Below are 16,728 nucleotides of genomic sequence, written 5' to 3' on the forward strand. Positions count from 1 at the left end.
TTACGGTAACAATTAGGAATACTAGCAGCTTCGGTAGGACCTTCGAATCATTTTCTCTGCTACTGATCAGGGGCAATGCAATGAGCGATAACAAAAACAAGATTACTCAAGCAATTCATGAGTGCAATCTCCCCCGACGGGATTTCCTCAAAGGCAGCGCCGCCGCCGGTCTGGTGGCCGCTGCGTTTTCCATCGGCCTGCCGTTCGGGGCCTTTGCCCAGGAAGCGACGCCGAAGCCGGGCGGTGTGCTGCGCCTTGGCCTGGCGGGTGGCAGCACCACCGACTCGCTGGACCCGGGTTCCTGGAGCGATACGTTCACCTTCGTCGGCTTCTCGGCGGTGTACAACACCCTGAGCGAAATTGCCGTGGATGGCACAGCGATTCCCGAGCTCGCGCAGAGCTGGGAATCGTCGCCGGATGCGCGGATCTGGACCTTCAAACTGCGCCAGGGCGTGACCTTCCACAACGGCAAGAGCCTGACCGTCGAAGACGTCGTGGCGTCGATCAATCACCACCTGGGCGAGAAGTCCACCTCGGCGGCCAAGACCGTTCTCGGGGATGTCGCCCAGGTGCGCGCACAGGGCACCGATGCGGTGGTCTTCGAGCTGCATTCGGGTAACGCCGACTTCTCCTATGTGGTGGCCGATTACCATTTGGTGATCATGCCGAGCAAAGACGGTGTTGCCGATTGGCGAGCGGGGGTCGGCACCGGCGGTTATCGCCTCAAGGCATTCGATCCGGGCGTGCGCATGGCACTGGAACGCAGCCCCGATTACTGGAAACCAGGCCGGGCGCATTTCGCCAGCGCCGAGTTGATTGGCATTGCCGACGGCGCGGCGCGGATCAATGCGCTGGTCACCGGGCAAGTCGATGTGATCAACAAGGTCGACCTGAAAACCGTGGCGCTGCTCAAGCGCAATCCGAACATGGTGATCGAAGAAACCAAGGGCGCGCAGCACTACACCTTCCCGATGCTGTGCGACAGCCAGGACTTCAAGAACAACGACATCCGCCTGGCGATGAAATACGCCATTAACCGTGAAACCCTGCTGGCTTCGATACTGCACGGCTATGGTCTGGTCGGTAACGATCATCCGATCCAGCCCGGCAGCCGCTTCATCAATACTGCTCTGGAGCAGCGCAGCTATGACCCGGACAAGTCGCGTTTCCACCTGCGCAAGGCCGGCGTCGAGTCGCTCAAGGTGCGCCTGCAAGCGTCCGATGCTGCTTATACCGGCGCGGTGGACGCCTCGGTGTTGTTCAAGGAGCAGGCGCGCCAGGCGGGGATCGATATCGATGTAGTGCGCGAGCCGGCGGACGGCTTCTTCTCCAACGTTTGGATGAAGCAACCCTTCACCACTTCGTTCTGGTACAGCAGCCTGACCGCCGACCGTATGTTCAGCATTGGTTACGCCAAAGGCGCTGCCTGGAACGAAACCCATTGGGACAACGGGCGCTTCAACCAGTTGCTGAACGCCGCCCGAGGCGAGATGAACGATCCGCTGCGCCGCGAGATGTACAACGAAATGCAGGCGCTGTGCCGCGACGATGGCGGGGCGATTGTGCCGTTGTTCGCCAGCTCCGTGGCCGCCCGCTCGAAACGCGTCAGTCATGGCGAACTCACCGCACCGTACGGCGAACTGGATGGTCTGCGGGTCATCGAGCGCTGGTGGCAAGCCTGAGCATCTGATCGTTGATGGCCGACCTGTGCGCAGGTCGGCGATCCCTGTGCAATCCCGGAGGATTCTGCGGTGAATAGTATTTTCAAGTTGCTGTTGCAGCGTCTGGCCCTGGGCCTGTTGTCGCTGTTTGCGGTGTCGGTGATTATTTTTCTGGCGGTCGGCATGCTGCCGGGCGATATCGCCCAGGCCATGCTCGGGCAGTCGGCGACGGCCGAAACCGTGGCGGCCTTCCGTGCCCAGCTGGGGCTGGACTTGCCGCCACTTACCCGCTTTGTGCAGTGGATCTGGCAACTGCTGCAAGGTGACCTCGGGGTCTCGCTGGCCAACCAGCGGCCGATCGCCGAGCTGATCGGCACGCGGTTGGGCAATACGCTCAGTCTGGCGGCATTGGCGGCACTGGTGTCGGTGCCGTTGGCGCTGGTGCTGGGGATGCTCGCGGCCTTGTACCGCAACAGCTGGTTCGATCGCCTGCTCAACACCTCGGCACTGAGTGCGGTGTCGTTCCCGGAATTCTTCGTCGCCTACCTGTTGATTCTGCTGTTTGCGGTGAAGCTCAACTGGTTCCCGAGTATCTCCAATCTGGCGCCGGATGCGTCCTTCGGCACGGTGCTGGAACGTTCGGTGCTGCCGGTGGCGACCCTGAGCTTGGTGGTGATCGCGCAGATGATGCGCATGACCCGCGCGTCCTTGATCAACCTGCTGGCCAGCCCCTATATCGAAATGGCCCGGCTCAAGGGCATCAGTCAGTCGCGGATTATCTTCCGGCATGCCTTGCCCAACGCGCTGGCACCGATCGTCAACGTGGTGGCATTGAACCTCGCGTACCTGGTGGTCGGCGTGGTGGTGGTCGAGGTGGTGTTCGTCTATCCGGGCCTTGGCCAGTTGCTGGTGGATTCGGTGGCCAAACGCGACATTCCGGTGGTCCAGGCCTGCAGCCTGATCTTTGCCGCGACCTACATCCTGCTCAATACCACGGCCGATGTGCTGTCCATCGCCAGCAATCCACGCCTGATGCATCCGAAGGGGTAGAACATGAGCCTGCTCAAAGAACTGGTCCGGGCACCGCTGAGTGCGAAGTTCGGGATTCTGGTCATCGTTGTTTACATCCTGGTGGCGCTGTTCGCTCCGGTACTGGCGCCCTATGGCGAAACCGAAGTGGTCGGCGAGGGCTTTGCACCCTGGAGCGGGCAGTTCCTGCTGGGTACCGACAACCTCGGGCGCGACATGTTCAGCCGGCTGGTGTATGGCGCCCGCAACACCCTTGGCATCGCCTTTCTCACCACGGTGCTGGCGTTTCTGCTCGGTGGTTTTTGCGGTTTGATCGCGGCGATCAAGGGCGGTTGGGTCGATCAAGGTTTGTCGCGAATAGTCGACATCCTGATGGCCATTCCGCAACTGATCTTCGCCTTGCTGATTCTCAGTGTGGTCGGCACCACGGCCACCTCCCTGGTGTTGGTGATCGCGCTGCTGGATGCCACCCGGGTGTTTCGTCTGTCACGAGCGGTGGCGATGAACGTGGTGGTTCAGGACTTCGTCGAGGCGGCGCGGCTGCGGGGCGAGGGCTTGTGGTGGCTGGTGACCCGTGAAGTGCTGCCCAACGCCGCCGCGCCGTTGATTGCCGAATTCGGCCTGCGTTTCTGTTTCGTCTTTCTGTTTATCAGTGCGCTGTCATTCCTCGGCCTGGGCATTCAGCCACCGACTGCCGACTGGGGCAGCATGGTCCGGGACAACGCGGTGCTGATTACTTTCGGCGACATCAGCCCGCTGCTGCCGGCTCTGGCAGTGGCGTTGATTACGGTAAGCGTCAACTTCGTCGTTGACTGGATGCTGCACAAATCCAGCGGCCTCAAGGAGTGCTGAACATGCACAAACCCTCGCATAACAACGACCAGCCGCTGCTGGAAATCCGCGACCTGCATATCGAAGGTCATTACGAAGACGCCTGGCATCCGCTGATCAAAGGCATCGACCTGACGCTGCAACGCGGCGAGGTGCTGGGCCTGATCGGCGAGTCGGGTGCTGGCAAGTCGACCCTGGGCCTGGCGGCCATGGGTTATGCCCGTGACGGCTGCAAGATTACTGGCGGCTCGGTGCGCTTCGACGGTATGGAACTGTTGCAGGCCAAGCCCGAAACCCTGCGCAAACTGCGTGGGCTGCGCATTGCTTATGTGGCGCAAAGTGCCGCGGCATCGTTCAACCCGGCGCATCGGCTGATCGATCAACACGTGGAAACGGCGGTCAACAATGGTGGCATCAGCCGCGCTCAGGCCGAAGCCGAAGCGGTGGAGCTGTACCGCGTACTGCGGCTGCCGAATCCCGAGCAGATTGGCCAACGTTATCCGCATCAGGTGTCGGGTGGGCAACTGCAACGGGTGATGACCGCCATGGCCATGGCCTGCCATCCGGACCTGATCATCTTCGACGAACCGACCACTGCCCTCGACGTCACCACCCAAATCGAAGTGCTGGCGGCGATTCGCGACGCGGTGGCGCAATTTGGCAGTGCGGCGATCTATATCAGCCATGACCTGGCAGTCGTCGCGCAAATGGCCGACCGCATCATGGTGCTGCGCCACGGCAAGCTGGTGGAGGAAGCCGAGACCCGCAAAATGCTCCGCGACCCGCAGGAGGACTACACCAAGTCACTGTGGGCAGTGCGCAGTTTTCGCACCGAACCCAAGCCGTGCCCGCAACAGGAAGTACCATTGCTGGAGTTGCGCCAGGCCTGCGCCAGCTACGGTCATCAGCCGGTGCTGCACGATGTTTCGCTGAGCCTGTATCGCGGCCAGACACTGGCAGTGATCGGTGAGTCCGGCAGTGGCAAGAGTTCGACGGCGCGGTTGATTACCGGCCTGCTGCCACCGACTTCCGGTCAGGTGCTGTATGGCGGCGAACCCCTGCCGGCGGACTTCCGTCAGCGCAGCAAGGAGCAGTTGCGACGGGTCCAGATGATCTACCAGATCCCGGACACCGCCTTGAATCCTCGTCAGCGGATCGTCGACATCATCGGTCGACCGCTGACGTTTTACCTCGGTCTGAAGGGCAAGGCCCTGCGCACGCGGGTCGCCGAGTTGCTGGAAATGATCGAGCTGGATCCGGCGACGTTCATGGAGCGTCAGCCCCGTGAGTTGTCCGGTGGGCAGAAGCAACGCATCTGCATTGCCCGGGCGCTGGCGGCCGATCCGCAGTTGATCATTTGCGACGAAGTGACCTCGGCACTCGATCAACTGGTGGCCGAGGGCGTTCTGAAGTTACTCAATCGTATTCAGCAGCAGCTCGGTGTCGCTTACCTGTTCATTACTCACGATGTCGCCACCGTGCGAGCGATCGCCGATGAAGTGGTGGTGATGCAGCGCGGAAGGGTGGTCGACCACGGCTCCCGCAGCGCGATCTTCACCCCGCCGCATCAGGACTACACCGGCCTGCTGTTTTCATCCGAACCGGAAATGGACCCGGACTGGCTGGATCACCTGCTCGCCCAGCGCGCTGGCCAACCAACGCCTTCCAAGCTTGAAATCGTCTAAGGAATTGCCATGAAAGTACTGATCGTCCACGCCCATCCCGAGCCAAACTCTTTCACCGCCGCCCTGCGCGATCAAGCGGTAGCAACCTTGAAGGCCCAGGGGCATGAAGTGCAGGTCAGTGACCTGTATGCGATGAACTGGAACCCGGTGGCCAGCGCCGAGGACTTCTCCTCACGGGAGAATCCGGACTATCTGGTCTATGCCCTGGAGCAGCGGCTGGGTGTTAAAAGCCAGTCGCTGGCGGCGGATATCCAGCAAGAACTGGACAAGCTGCTGTGGGCCGACCTGCTGATCCTGAACTTCCCGATTTTCTGGTTCTCGGCGCCGGCGATACTCAAGGGCTGGATCGACCGGGTACTGGTATCGGGAGTCTGCTACGGCGGCAAGCGCTTCTATGATCAGGGCGGGCTCAGCGGCAAGAAGGCGCTGGTGACGGTGACCCTGGGCGGCCGCGAACACATGTTCGGCGACGGGGCGATTCATGGCCCGCTGGAGGACATGCTGCGACCGATCCTGCGCGGCACGCTGGCCTACGTCGGCTTCGAGGTGTTGGAGCCATTCGTGGCCTGGCATGTGCCCTATATCAGCGACGAGGCGCGCAAGGACTTCCTGCAGAGCTATCGGCAGCGCCTGGAAAACGTCGCCGATGATCAGCCCATCGAGTTCCCGCGCCTGTCGCAGTTCGATGAGGCGCTGTATCCATTGGCCAGGAACGCTTGAGCGGTATCTGGAAGAAGAAAATGCTGCGAGCTCCGGGTTTGCAGCAAACTTTCGGGTGGTAAGCTGGCCTGCGCACCAGGAACAGCGAGTAGTCCATTGAGCACGAAAATAATCACGAAGGAGGGCCATGAGGCCCTGAAAAAGGAGCTGGATTACCTTTGGCGAGAGAAACGTCCCGACACCACCCGCAAGGTCACTTGGGCGGCTTCCCTGGGCGATCGAAGCGAGAACGCCGACTATCAGTACAACAAGAAGCTGCTGAGGGAGATCGACCGCCGGGTCCGTTACATCCGCAAGCGCCTGGAAGACATGCGCGTGGTGGAGTACTCACCCGAGCAGGAGGGGCGGGTGTTCTTCGGTGCCTGGGTCGAGATTGAAAACGAAGCCGGTGAAACCAAACGCTTTCGCATCGTCGGCTACGACGAGATTTATGAGCGCATGGATTACATCTCCATCGATTCGCCCATGGCGCGTGCGTTGCTGAAAAAAGAGGTCGGAGACGACTTCGTTGTGCCGACTCCCCATGGCGACATGGAGTGGTGGGTGAACAAGATCGAATACATCAAATAGATTGTCGCTCGGGCCGGCGCTCATGGCGCCCGGCCCGAACCCGTCAACCCTCGCGCAGCACGGTCAGCGGGCTGGCGTTCAAGGCCCGTCGCGTGCCGAATACCCCGGCACCGCCCACCAGCACCGCGCCGATCACCGGCAACAGCAGCAACCACGGATGCGGGTGCCAGGGCAGATCGAACGCAAAGCGGTAAAGCACCAGGCTCACCAGCTCCGAACCGAGGGCTGCCAGCAGGCCGCTGACCGCACCCAGCAGACCGAACTCGATACGCCGCGCCTTGACCAGCAGTTGCCGCTCCGCGCCCAGGGCCCGCAGCAGGGCGCCTTGACGAATGCGTTCATCCAGGGTCGCCTGCAAGCCGGAAAACAGCACTGCCATGCCCGCCGCGAGCACGAACAGCAACACATACTCCACCGCCAGGGTGACCTGGTCGAGAATGCTGCGCAGCTGTGCGAGCAAGGCTTCGACCTGAAGAATGGTCACTGCCGGGAACGCCCGCGACAGGTCGATGATTTGCTGGTCGTGTCCGGCGGCCAGATAGAAGCTGGTCAGGTAGGTGGCAGGCAGATCCTTCAAGGTCCCCGGCTGGAAGATCATGAAGAAGTTGGGCTGGAAGTTGTCCCAGTTGACCGTGCGCAGACTGCTGACCACGGCTTCGCGATTAACCCCGCCGACGGTGAAGATCATGTGATCGCCCAGTTTCAGCTTGAGGCTTTCGGCCACTTGGGCTTCGACCGAAACCCCCGGTACCTCGCCCGAAGGCTGTTGCGACCACCAGGCGCCTTCGGTGATGGCGTTGCCCGTCGGCAGCTCGGCCGCCCAGGTCAGACTCAGATCGCGCTGAATGGCGCGGTCGCCACTGGATTCCTTGCTGACGATTTGTTGCACCGGTTCGCCATTGATGCTGATCAGCCGCCCCGGTACCACGGGATAAAGCGGCGCCGAATTGGCGGACAGCTCTATCAATCGGGTGGTGAAGGCTTCTTTATCGGCCGGCAGGATATTCAGCGCGAAATAGTTGGGGGCGTTTTTCGGCAACTGATTCTGCCAGGTGTCCAGCAGCTCGCCGCGTAGCAGGGCGATCAAGCCCATCGACAGTAGAATCAGACCGAATGCCAGCGATTGTCCGGCTGCCGCCAGCGGATGGCGCAGCAACTGGCCCAGCCCCAGGCGCCACGGTAGCGGCGCGCCCGCCAGCAACCGGCGCAGGCTTTGCAGTAACAGTAGCAACAGGCCGCCGAGCAGCAGCGCGGCAACCACCCCGCCGCCGAGCAGGGCGAAGGTCAGCAGCAGGTCCAGGCTCAGCCGCCACATGATCAGTGCCAGCGCCGCCAATGCCGCGCCATAGACCATCCAGGTGCTCGACGGGATAGGCAGCAAGTCCCGGCGCAATACCCGTAGCGGAGGAACACGCCCCAGGGCCGCCAATGGCGGCAGGGCAAACCCGGCCAGGGCCACCAGTCCGGTGCCGATCCCGGCGAATGCCGGCAGCAGCCCACCCGGCGGGACATCGTTCGGCAGCAGGTCATGTAACAGGTAGAACAAGCCGTGCTGTGCCAGCCAGCCGAGCAGGGCACCGCAGAGGCTGGCCAGCAGCCCGAGCACGGTCAGCTGCACACTGAACAACAGCAGGGTTTCCCGGCGCGACAATCCCAGGCAGCGCAACAGCGCGCTGGCATCGAAGCGTCGGGTGGCGAAGCGTGTGGCGGAAAGCGCGACTGCCACGCCGGCAAGCAACACCGCTACCAGGCTGGCCATGTTCAAGTAACGTTCGGCCTTGCCCAAGGCTCCGCCGATCTGCCGATTGCCGTCGCGGGCGTCCTGCAATCGCTGGTTGGCGGCCAGGCCGGGTTCGATCGATTTGCGATAGCTTTCCAGCTCGGGTGCCGCTCCGCGCCAGAGTTCACGGTAGCTGACCCGACTTCCGGGTTGCACCACGCCGGTGGCTTCGAGGTCTGCCAGATTGATCAGCACCCTCGGCGTCAGGCTGTAGAAATTGCCGGCGCGATCCGGTTCGTAGGTGAGCACCCGGGTCAGGCGCAGGGTTTTCACGCCTACATCGATGCTGTCACCGATTTTCAGATTCAGCGCCGGCAACAGCCGGGCCTCGGCCCAGGCTTCACCGGGTTTCGGGCCGCCGCCGACTATTTCCGGGGCGTAGGGGGCATCGGCACTTTTGAGCTCGCCGCGTAACGGGTAGGCGTCGTCGGCGGCTTTGACACTGGAAAGCTGGATGCCGTTATCCGTGGCGATGACGCTGGAGAACTCGACCACCTTGGCATGTTCCAGGCCCAGCTCGATGCCGCGTTGAATCTGTTCCGGCCGCGCTGGCGAGCTGCCTTCGAGCAGCAGGTCGGCGCCGAGAAACTCGGTCGCGCGCAACAGCATGGCACCGTTCAGGCGAGCGCCGAAATAGCCGATGGCGGTACTCGCCGCCACCGCGACCAGCAAGGCGAAGAACAGCACCCGCAGTTCGCCGGCGCGGGCATCGCGCAGTAATTGGCGGATGGCGAGGCTGAACAGGCGCAACAGCGGCAAACGTGCCATCAAGGCTCCAGGGGGACGACCAGCAGGCCGGCTTCAAGGCGGATCAGGCGTCGGCAGCGATGGGCCAGGCGTTCGTCGTGAGTCACCAGTACCAGGGTCGTGCCGCTTTCTTTGTTGAGGTCGAAGAGCAAGTCGCTGATGCGCTCGCCCGTGTGGCTGTCGAGATTGCCGGTCGGCTCATCGGCGAACAGCACGGTGGGTTGCGCGGCAAATGCACGGGCAATCGCCACCCGTTGCTGTTCTCCACCGGAGAGCTGGCGCGGCGAGTGACTCAGGCGTTGCCCCAGGCCAACCCGTTCCAGCAGCTCCCTGGCGCGTTCGCGGGCGTCCTTGCGGCCATCCAGTTCCAGCGGCAGCATGACGTTTTCCAGGGCGTTGAGGCTGTCGAGCAGCTGGAAGGACTGGAACACGAACCCGACATGCTCGGCCCTGATCCGCGCGCGCTGATCTTCGTCGAGGATGCTCAGGGCCTGACCGGCAAGCACCACTTCGCCGCTGCTGGGCAGGTCGAGACCGGCGAGCAGGCCGAGCAGGGTGGATTTACCGGAACCGGAGGCACCGACGATGGCCAGGCTGTCGCCCTGGTTCAGTTCCAGGCTGAGTTCGTGCAGGATGGTCAGTTCACCTTCCGCGCTGGGAACCACTTTGCTAAGGTTGCGCGCTGTGAGAATGCTTGCGCCCATGGAGAGTCCGATGCGTGTGTGGTTGTTGAGTGCTGGCCTGGCCCTGATTTGCATGGCCCAGAACGCAGCGGCGGGTACTGTCCTGATCGTTGGCGATAGTATCAGCGCGGCTTTCGGCCTGGATACCCGCTTGGGCTGGGTATCCCTGCTCGAGCAGAGGCTCAGGAGCGAAGGTTTCACCGCTAAAGTGGTCAATGCCTCCATCAGCGGTGACACCAGTGCGGGCGGCCAGGCGCGCCTGCCTGCGCTGCTTGCAGAGCATAAGCCGCAACTGGTGATCCTCGAACTGGGTGGCAATGACGGCTTGCGTGGTCAGCTGCCAACGCAATTGCAACAAAATCTTGCGTCGATGATCGACAGCTCCCGGGCCAGCGGTGCCAAAGTGCTGCTGCTCGGCATGCAGTTGCCGCCTAATTATGGTGTGCGGTACACCCAGGCTTTTGCCGAGGTCTACCGCAAGCTCGCCGAGGAGAAAAATATCCCGCTGGTACCGTTTTTTCTCGAGGGTGTGGGCGGCAACCCCGAGCTGATGCAGGCCGATGGCATTCACCCGGCGGCCGTGGCCCAGGGCAAGTTGCTGGAAAATGTCTGGCCGACGCTAAAACCGCTGCTTTGACACTTTTCTACAAGCAATCTTTCGGCTAAGGTGGCGCCCCGATTTGGAGCCCCCGATGCCGCGTCCCGCCTGGTCCCTGTTTGCCTACCAACTGATCGAGCCTGATGAACAGCTGGATCTGTTCGCCTGCCAGGAAGTCCGGGTGCATCTGGTGACGCGTCAACTGGAACTGGGCGGCTCGGCCGACCGTACGCTGTGCGGCACCTTGTTGCCGGCTCAGCCGCGCTGGTCGCCCGTCGACCGCACGGTTTTCCAGGACCAGCGCCTGTGTTCGCTGTGTCGGGCGATCCTCGAGTCGCAGAAGCGCGGCACCTCGCCGATCTGGCCGGAATTGCGTTTCGAGCTGTAACCTGGCGCCTTAGGGCGCAGCCTGTACCGGCTGTGTGCAACCCGGGCCTCGTCGCCTTGGCTCCCGAAGCGGCGGTTGGCGGTGTACAATCCTTTTTTTTACCCGTTGATCATGCGAAGGATTTTCCGGATGTTGCCGCGTTTTCCTGCCGTCACCCGCTGCCTGTCTCTTGCCGCACTGTGTGTTGCCGGCCCCGTTGCAGCCCTGGAGCTGCCTTTACCGCCACCGGGCGAAGATATCGTCGGTCAGGTGCAAGTGATCAAGGCCAAGTACGAAGATACCTTCGCTGACCTGGGCACGACCTACGACCTGGGCTATCTGGAAATGGTTGCGGCCAACCCGGGTGTCGACCCATGGTTGCCGGGTGCGGGCACCGAGGTGGTGCTGCCGACGCGTTTCATCCTGCCGTCGGGTCCGCGTGAAGGCATCGTGATCAACCTGGCTGAATACCGCCTGTACTACTACCCCAAAGGCCGGGACGTGGTTTACACCTTTCCGCTGGGTATCGGTCGTGAAGGCTGGGGCTCGCCGATTGCTCACACCAGTATCGTCGCCAAAACCCCCAACCCGACCTGGACCCCTCCGGCCTCGATCAAGGCCGAGCACCTTGCCGATGGCGACCCGTTGCCAAACGTCGTGCCGGCCGGTCCGGACAATCCGCTGGGGCCGTTCAAGTTCACTCTGGGCACTCCGGGTTACCTGATCCACGGTTCGAACAAGAAGTTCGGTATCGGCATGCGTACCAGCCATGGCTGCTTCCGTATGTTCAACAATAACGTGCTGGAAATGGCTGGCATGGTGCCAGTGGGCACTTCGGTGCGCATCGTCAGCGATCCGTACAAATTCGGTATCAGTGGCGGCAAGGTCTATCTGGAAGCGCATACGCCGCTGGATGACAGCGGTAATCCGTCGGTCGTCGACAAGCACACGGCGGTGATCAATGCCTTGCTCAAGCGCGAAGACCTGGCCAATAACGTGCGCATGAACTGGGATGTGGTGCGTGATGTGGTGGCCGCTGAAGACGGTCTTCCAGTAGAGATTGCCGTACCGGGCAGTGCGCCCATGGTCACCAGCGTGCCGATCGATCTGCAATAGTAACGGCTTGAAAACAGCCCGCCGCAGCTTGACAGCTACGGCGGGTTTTTTATTGTCGGCAGAAATGCCGTGCAATAAAAAAGCCGATCCAAGAATGGATCGGCTTGATAACAATCCCGAGGGACTATTACTTGCGGCTAGCTTTTTCCAGCATGCGCAGAGCACGCTCGTTAGCTTCGTCAGCAGTCTGTTGTGCTTTTTGAGCAGCAGCCAGAGCTTCATCAGCTTTACGATAGGCTTCGTCTGCACGGGCCTGGGAGCGAGCTGCTGCGTCTTCAGTAGCAGTCAGACGTGCTTCGGTTTCTTTAGAGACGCTGCTGCAACCGGTAGCCAGAACTGCGGCCAGAGCCAGAGCAGAGAATTTCAGAACGTTGTTCATCGTGTTCCCCTTCAAGGACTTTCTATTAGTAGCGATCTCCTCAGAGTGAGGAAATAGCCGGCGTACATACTACCCATTACTTGTAGTAAGTAAACTGAGTTGGCGCAAGAAGCAGTAAAAATTCTAAGCCCTGATTCTTTTTCGAGCAACTATTCATTAATCTGTATAAAAAGTATGCAGCTGTGAGGCCCGCGCTGGGCGAGCCGCTACTATGTCTAGCATAAGCTGGCGCTGCTGTCCGGGGTTGTTTCAGATTGTTGATGAAAGTCGGTCTTTATTGATCGGTCTACACTTTTGTTCGGAATCTGCGGGGCGCTTCACGTATCTTTGTTCCTGTAGAGGTGACTTTAAGAAGGGGCGTTCGTCTTAAGACTCAACATCCGGCAATGCAGGCTGTCGACCAGGCAATCCCGGGTCGGGTCGCCTCTACGCGTACCGCGCTGTACCCCCGGGAGCTACTCGATGACGAGCGCGCCTTGAGCAATTTCAGCAATAGTGCCTACTATTTGAAACGTGCTCGGCTGTGCGAGATCGGTAAGCTCTTCTCGGTGTCCAGACAGGCACGGGGTGGCGTAGATGTTCCTTCGCCGGAAAAACATCGGTAAGGTAGGGGTCAGAATTCAAGACCCGCGAGGAGTAGTGATGAGCGAGGCGTTGTCCATCCACCATGACCAGGCCGGTCATCAGTTCGAGACCAGTGTGGACGGTCATCGTGCCTACCTGACCTATATGGACCTGGGTAAGCAGACCCTGGACATCTATCGGACGTTCGTGCCCAACGCCCTGCGTGGTCGCGGAATAGCGGCTGCGCTGACCGAGCAGGCTCTCGAGTACGCGGAGCAAATGGGCTACACAGTGATTCCGTCGTGCTCCTATGTGGAACGCTACATGGAGCGTCACCAGCGGCATGCCGCGAAACTCTGATCCGGCATGCCGGTAATCCCGGGCTTGTCCGGCATTGTGGTTTATCTGAGCGTAGCGGCCTGTGATCCAGGGTCATTGATCTATAAAGCGCCCCGAGCCTTGTTGGCCCGGGGCGTTTTGTCATGAAAAAATGCCTCGCCCTCGCCAGCGTTTGAATCAGGGCGTCGCTATACCACCCGGCAGGTCGGCAAAAATGGCCTGCACCCATCTCCAGAGAGTCTGGGCGATTTTTCGCGCCACGGCGCTGCCGGATCGACCTCGACCATCCTGAAAACGACGTTAGCGTAGCTTTTTGCCATTATTCAGACGCCAGAGACTTGTGCTCAAGGGCAGCCCATTGCGAATCTGCATGACTAGAAAATGGCCTTTGCGCCATTGGGCATTGGATGGGGATTGAGCGCAATGATTTCGGCCGTGCAAGGACGTTTTGCCAACCTCGGTATGGCGAAAAAACTGGGAGTCGGGTTTGTTCTGGTGTTGCTGCTGACGGCAGTGGTGGCGGCCATCGGCGTATGGTCCCTGCAAACCATCAGTCAGCGCTTCGATGGCCTCAAGCAAATGTCAGCGCTCAATAGCAGCCTGCTTAAAGTGCGCTTGCTGGAGCAGGATTATGCCTTGCATGGCGATCCGAAAACCGTCGATGCCTTACACGAAGGCGTTGATGGTCTGATCGCGCTGGCGACGCAACTCAAGGCGCAATCGACCGCCAATGTGCCGGTGATGAACGATGTCGAGCAAGCGCTTGGCGCCTATAGAAAAAGTTTCGATGAGTTCGTCGAGCTGGCCCAGGCCAAGGACCTGGCGCTGGAAATGGCCAGCTGGTCGGTTTCCAGTGTCGCTAACAACCTCGATGTGCTCCAGGCCGGTCTGGCCGATGATGGCACCTACACGCTGAAGGAATCCCAGGGCAAGGAGGGCGCTGAGTTTATCGAACAGGCCAATCAGGTCAGTCAGGTCTCCCGGCTGATGCTGCAGGCTATGAATGAAGCACGGGTGCGTCTGGACCAGAGCCGCAAGGGCGAGGACGAGAGTGCAGGACAAGGCAAGATCGAACAGGCCGAGCAGGCGCTGGCTCAGGCCGAGCAGCTCAAGACGGCGGTCAAGGATGCGGGGTATCAGACTGTCCTCAACGAAGTGGCCGGACATATCGCCAGTTTCAGCGAAAAGCTGGGCGAGTACACCGGTTTGCTGGCGCAAGAGAAACAGGTCTACCTGCAACTGCATGAGCGCGCCGCACAAGTGGTCGAGCGGGTCGATCAGGCGTATGCGGCTGAAGACCGGTCGATGCAGGTGGAGCTTAAAAACAACTCGATGCTGATTGTCGGCTCGTCGGCTCTGGCGCTGCTGGTCGGATTGATCGCCGCCTGGGTGATCACCCGGTTGATCGTTGCGCCGCTGCGTAGCGTCATTCATGTCGCGCAACAAATAGCAGCGGGGGATCTCAGCGCGACGGTCGAGGTCACCCGACGTGACGAAATCGGCCAACTGATGCTGGCGATGCAGCAAATGGGTGCGGGGCTCAGCAGCATTGTCAGCGGCTTGCAGGCCGGCATCGAGCAGTTGGCGAACTCTGCCCAGTCGCTGTCGGCGGTGACCGAACAAACCAATCTCGAAGTCAGCAGCCAGAAAGAAGAAACCGACCAGGTCGCTACCGCGATGAACCAGATGACTGCCACTGTGCATGATGTGGCACGCAACGCCGAAGAGGCCGCGCAGGCAGCCCAGAAGGCCGACGACAAGGTTGAGAGTGGTCAGCAGGTGGTCCGCCAGAGTATGCAGCGCATAGAGCAGCTGGCGGATTCGGCCACCTCGGCCAGCACCAGCATCGAAAGCCTCAGTGCGGAAATTCAAAACATCGGCACCGTGCTTGGGGTTATCAAGAGCGTGGCCGAGCAAACCAACCTGCTGGCGCTCAACGCGGCCATCGAAGCGGCGCGTGCGGGTGAGCAGGGCAGGGGCTTTGCGGTGGTGGCTGACGAGGTCCGAGCGCTGGCCAAGCGTACTCAGCAATCGACCGAGGAAATCGAGCGGCTGGTGAGCGCCTTGCGCTCGGCGGCGCAGGCTTCGGTGCAGCAAATCCAGAGCAGCGGCGAGCTGGTCAAACTGGCGGTCAGCGATGCTTTGCAGACCGAAAGCGCGCTGGGCAGCATTGCCGCGGCAGTGTCGATGATCCAGCAGATGAACCAGCAGATCGCGGCAGCTGCCGAAGAGCAAAGCTCAGTGGCCGAAGAGATCAACCGCAGCGTGACCAGCATCCGCGCCAGTGCCGATCAATCGTCCCTGGCGATGCAGGGCAACGCCGCATCCAGTGTCGAACTGGCACAGTTGGGGGCAGAGCTGAAAGGGATGGTCGGGCATTTCCGGTTGTAGGGTGCGAGCTTTGGATTAGGGTAGGAGCAGTCATTCAAGACATTACGCGAACCGTAGCAGCTGCCGAAGGCTGCGTTCGGCTGCGCAGCAGTCGTAAAATCAGGCACTTCGGTATTCCAGACAAGCCGTGCAGGCAGGATTTGCGACTGCTTCGCCCGAACGCGGACCGAGCCGAACGCAGGCTTAGCCAGCTGCTACGACATCAGGGTTTGCTCGCGATATAGGTAGTCCGGTCACGCAGTCGCCGCTAGCCGCACGAATGGCTCGCGCGGCGAGCTGCACCGCTTAGTCGTATATCGCTTTCTTCTTCCAGTCAGCATCGGCCTCAACGGTCTTCAAACCTTCAGACAGCTCGTTGACTTCATCTTCCGCCGGCTGGATGTTGGTCAGTACCATCGAGTTGGCTCGCGCCAGCAGTTTCTCCAGGTACTTGAGTTGCTCGGAGTAAACCACCGGATCCGGCTGTTTGCGCAAGTACTGCACGCCACGTTCGAACGCCAGGCGTGCCTGGCCAGGTTGTTCCTGTTGCAGGGCGTGTTGTCCGAGGTTGTTGAAGAATTCGATATGCAGCAGTACCAGAATGTGACGAATCTCTTTGACCCAGTGCTTGGCCTCGTTGGTTGGCAGAAAACCATCTTGTGCCGCCCGAGTTACCTGGCCGTGCAAGGCCTCCAATAGAAAGCGTACATCCTTGGCCTTGGCTTCAGTCTGGATCGGTGCCGGCGGATTGTTGACCGGGATCGACTCGCCCTGGGCGATCAGCGCATTGAGTTCGGCTACCCGCGCCTTTGCAGACGCGTCGGACTTGTTCAGGTGCAGCAAACGCTGAGTGACATTAAGTTCCAGGCGGGTCAGCAGCAGCTTGAGCGCCGGCGTCATAAACTGACCGGGGAAGGTCTCGGTGATTTCCCCGCAACGGCGCAGGCGATCATTGAGTTCGACCTTGGTGCGGGCCTTTTCCAATTTGTTGTTTTCCACCACATGGTTCATGTAGCCAATGGCGATCAGTATTACGATCCCGGCTATTACTAGCAGGGTGATCATGAGTGGTGTCACCGTTAAGACCTCTTTATAGGGTTCGCGTGCAAGTCGAGTGTAGTGGCTATGTATATAAGCGCATAGGTTCGTGCGACGAGTTGAGCCGAACCGAGCCTTGCGCGGGGTTGGGGTTTCGTTTTGTATGGGTACAGATTGCCATCATCCGTGGGCATGGACTATAGCGTCTTGTCAGGTGTCGGAATACAGGCGCCAGATCCTGGACGCCGCAA

15 protein-coding genes and 1 pseudogene are annotated in these 16,728 nt (G+C 60.7%); 12 read left to right on the top strand and 4 right to left on the bottom strand.

Annotated elements, in window-relative coordinates:
• Positions 1–80 precede the first annotated feature (80 nt).
• From F8N85_RS26030 to greB, 6 genes are all read left to right on the top strand, one after another.
• Positions 81–1,682 carry an ABC transporter substrate-binding protein gene (locus F8N85_RS26030; protein WP_150806385.1) on the top strand — a complete coding sequence of 534 codons (1,602 nt, stop codon included), beginning with the start codon at positions 81–83 and terminating at the stop codon, positions 1,680–1,682.
• Positions 1,683–1,751: 69 nt separating this feature from the next.
• Positions 1,752–2,711 carry an ABC transporter permease gene (locus F8N85_RS26035; RefSeq protein WP_150806386.1) on the top strand — a complete coding sequence of 320 codons (960 nt, stop codon included), beginning with the start codon at positions 1,752–1,754 and terminating at the stop codon, positions 2,709–2,711.
• A gap of 3 nt (positions 2,712–2,714) precedes the next feature.
• On the top strand, positions 2,715–3,542 hold the full coding sequence (locus F8N85_RS26040; RefSeq protein WP_150806387.1) for an ABC transporter permease: 828 nt from the start codon (positions 2,715–2,717) through the stop codon (positions 3,540–3,542).
• Positions 3,543–3,544: 2 nt separating this feature from the next.
• Complete coding sequence (locus tag F8N85_RS26045; RefSeq protein WP_150806388.1) at positions 3,545–5,206, top strand: ABC transporter ATP-binding protein; 1,662 nt, start codon at positions 3,545–3,547, stop codon at positions 5,204–5,206.
• 9 nt (positions 5,207–5,215) lie between these two features.
• Entirely contained in the window at positions 5,216–5,926 is a 711-nt protein-coding gene (locus tag F8N85_RS26050) for an NAD(P)H-dependent oxidoreductase (protein ID WP_150806389.1), read from the top strand.
• A 96-nt stretch (positions 5,927–6,022) separates the two neighbouring features.
• The gene (gene greB, locus F8N85_RS26055) at positions 6,023–6,496 is read left to right on the top strand and encodes a transcription elongation factor GreB (protein ID WP_150806390.1); all 474 of its coding nucleotides are present in this window, start codon (positions 6,023–6,025) and stop codon (positions 6,494–6,496) included.
• Positions 6,497–6,539: 43 nt separating this feature from the next.
• Here greB and F8N85_RS26060 read toward each other — a convergent pair whose 3' ends face one another.
• Positions 6,540–9,044: an ABC transporter permease gene (locus tag F8N85_RS26060; RefSeq protein ID WP_150806391.1), complete on the bottom strand. Its 2,505-nt coding sequence runs from the start codon at positions 9,042–9,044 to the stop codon at positions 6,540–6,542.
• Positions 9,044–9,727: an ABC transporter ATP-binding protein gene (locus F8N85_RS26065; RefSeq protein ID WP_150806392.1), complete on the bottom strand. Its 684-nt coding sequence runs from the start codon at positions 9,725–9,727 to the stop codon at positions 9,044–9,046. The genes F8N85_RS26060 and F8N85_RS26065 overlap by 1 nt, the downstream gene beginning before the upstream one ends.
• Positions 9,728–9,737: 10 nt before the next feature.
• On the opposite strand from F8N85_RS26065, the gene F8N85_RS26070 reads away from it, so the two are divergent.
• The 3 genes from F8N85_RS26070 (at position 9,738) to F8N85_RS26080 (ending at position 11,787) form a co-directional block, all read left to right on the top strand.
• Complete coding sequence (locus tag F8N85_RS26070) at positions 9,738–10,343, top strand: arylesterase (RefSeq protein WP_150806393.1); 606 nt, start codon at positions 9,738–9,740, stop codon at positions 10,341–10,343.
• Between the two features lie 55 nt (positions 10,344–10,398).
• Positions 10,399–10,692, top strand: coding sequence for a hypothetical protein (locus F8N85_RS26075; protein WP_150806394.1), 294 nt, complete (start codon positions 10,399–10,401; stop codon positions 10,690–10,692).
• Positions 10,693–10,821: 129 nt separating this feature from the next.
• Positions 10,822–11,787, top strand: coding sequence for a L,D-transpeptidase family protein (locus F8N85_RS26080; protein ID WP_150806395.1), 966 nt, complete (start codon positions 10,822–10,824; stop codon positions 11,785–11,787).
• Positions 11,788–11,914: 127 nt separating this feature from the next.
• On the opposite strand, the gene oprI is transcribed toward F8N85_RS26080, so the two are convergent.
• Complete coding sequence (gene oprI, locus F8N85_RS26085; protein WP_003172710.1) at positions 11,915–12,166, bottom strand: outer membrane lipoprotei OprI; 252 nt, start codon at positions 12,164–12,166, stop codon at positions 11,915–11,917.
• A 642-nt stretch (positions 12,167–12,808) separates the two neighbouring features.
• Between oprI and F8N85_RS26090 the strand changes: the two genes are divergently transcribed.
• The 3 genes and pseudogenes from F8N85_RS26090 (at position 12,809) to F8N85_RS35875 (ending at position 15,460) form a co-directional block, all read left to right on the top strand.
• Positions 12,809–13,090, top strand: a complete 282-nt coding sequence (locus F8N85_RS26090) for a GNAT family N-acetyltransferase (protein ID WP_150806396.1) — start codon at positions 12,809–12,811, stop codon at positions 13,088–13,090.
• Between the two features lie 441 nt (positions 13,091–13,531).
• Positions 13,532–14,599, top strand: a pseudogene (locus F8N85_RS35870) (HAMP domain-containing protein); the annotation flags it as partial.
• Positions 14,597–15,460 carry a methyl-accepting chemotaxis protein gene (locus tag F8N85_RS35875; protein WP_412072511.1) on the top strand — a complete coding sequence of 288 codons (864 nt, stop codon included), beginning with the start codon at positions 14,597–14,599 and terminating at the stop codon, positions 15,458–15,460. The pseudogene F8N85_RS35870 and the gene F8N85_RS35875, both read left to right, overlap by 3 nt.
• A gap of 285 nt (positions 15,461–15,745) precedes the next feature.
• Here F8N85_RS35875 and F8N85_RS26100 read toward each other — a convergent pair whose 3' ends face one another.
• Positions 15,746–16,516 carry a hypothetical protein gene (locus F8N85_RS26100; RefSeq protein ID WP_150806397.1) on the bottom strand — a complete coding sequence of 257 codons (771 nt, stop codon included), beginning with the start codon at positions 16,514–16,516 and terminating at the stop codon, positions 15,746–15,748.
• Positions 16,517–16,728 lie beyond the last annotated feature (212 nt).

It is taken from the genome of Pseudomonas fluorescens, assembly GCF_902497875.1.
GTDB classification, from domain to species: Bacteria; Pseudomonadota; Gammaproteobacteria; order Pseudomonadales; family Pseudomonadaceae; genus Aquipseudomonas; species Aquipseudomonas fluorescens_BR.

Excerpts from the sequence above, each read along its gene's own strand:
- oprI (WP_003172710.1), bottom strand. The coding sequence starts at position 12,166 with ATGAACAACGTTCTGAAATTCTCTGCTCTGGCTCTGGCCGCAGTTCTG.
- F8N85_RS26045 (WP_150806388.1), top strand. The coding sequence starts at position 3,545 with ATGCACAAACCCTCGCATAACAACGACCAGCCGCTGCTGGAAATCCGC.
- F8N85_RS26050 (WP_150806389.1), top strand. The coding sequence starts at position 5,216 with ATGAAAGTACTGATCGTCCACGCCCATCCCGAGCCAAACTCTTTCACC.
- F8N85_RS26040 (WP_150806387.1), top strand. The coding sequence starts at position 2,715 with ATGAGCCTGCTCAAAGAACTGGTCCGGGCACCGCTGAGTGCGAAGTTC.
- F8N85_RS26060 (WP_150806391.1), bottom strand. The coding sequence starts at position 9,044 with ATGGCACGTTTGCCGCTGTTGCGCCTGTTCAGCCTCGCCATCCGCCAA.
- F8N85_RS26070 (WP_150806393.1), top strand. The coding sequence starts at position 9,738 with ATGCGTGTGTGGTTGTTGAGTGCTGGCCTGGCCCTGATTTGCATGGCC.
- F8N85_RS26030 (WP_150806385.1), top strand. The coding sequence starts at position 81 with ATGAGCGATAACAAAAACAAGATTACTCAAGCAATTCATGAGTGCAAT.
- F8N85_RS26090 (WP_150806396.1), top strand. The coding sequence starts at position 12,809 with ATGAGCGAGGCGTTGTCCATCCACCATGACCAGGCCGGTCATCAGTTC.
- F8N85_RS26075 (WP_150806394.1), top strand. The coding sequence starts at position 10,399 with ATGCCGCGTCCCGCCTGGTCCCTGTTTGCCTACCAACTGATCGAGCCT.
- F8N85_RS35875 (WP_412072511.1), top strand. The coding sequence starts at position 14,597 with ATGGGTGCGGGGCTCAGCAGCATTGTCAGCGGCTTGCAGGCCGGCATC.
- F8N85_RS26065 (WP_150806392.1), bottom strand. The coding sequence starts at position 9,727 with ATGGGCGCAAGCATTCTCACAGCGCGCAACCTTAGCAAAGTGGTTCCC.
- F8N85_RS26080 (WP_150806395.1), top strand. The coding sequence starts at position 10,822 with ATGTTGCCGCGTTTTCCTGCCGTCACCCGCTGCCTGTCTCTTGCCGCA.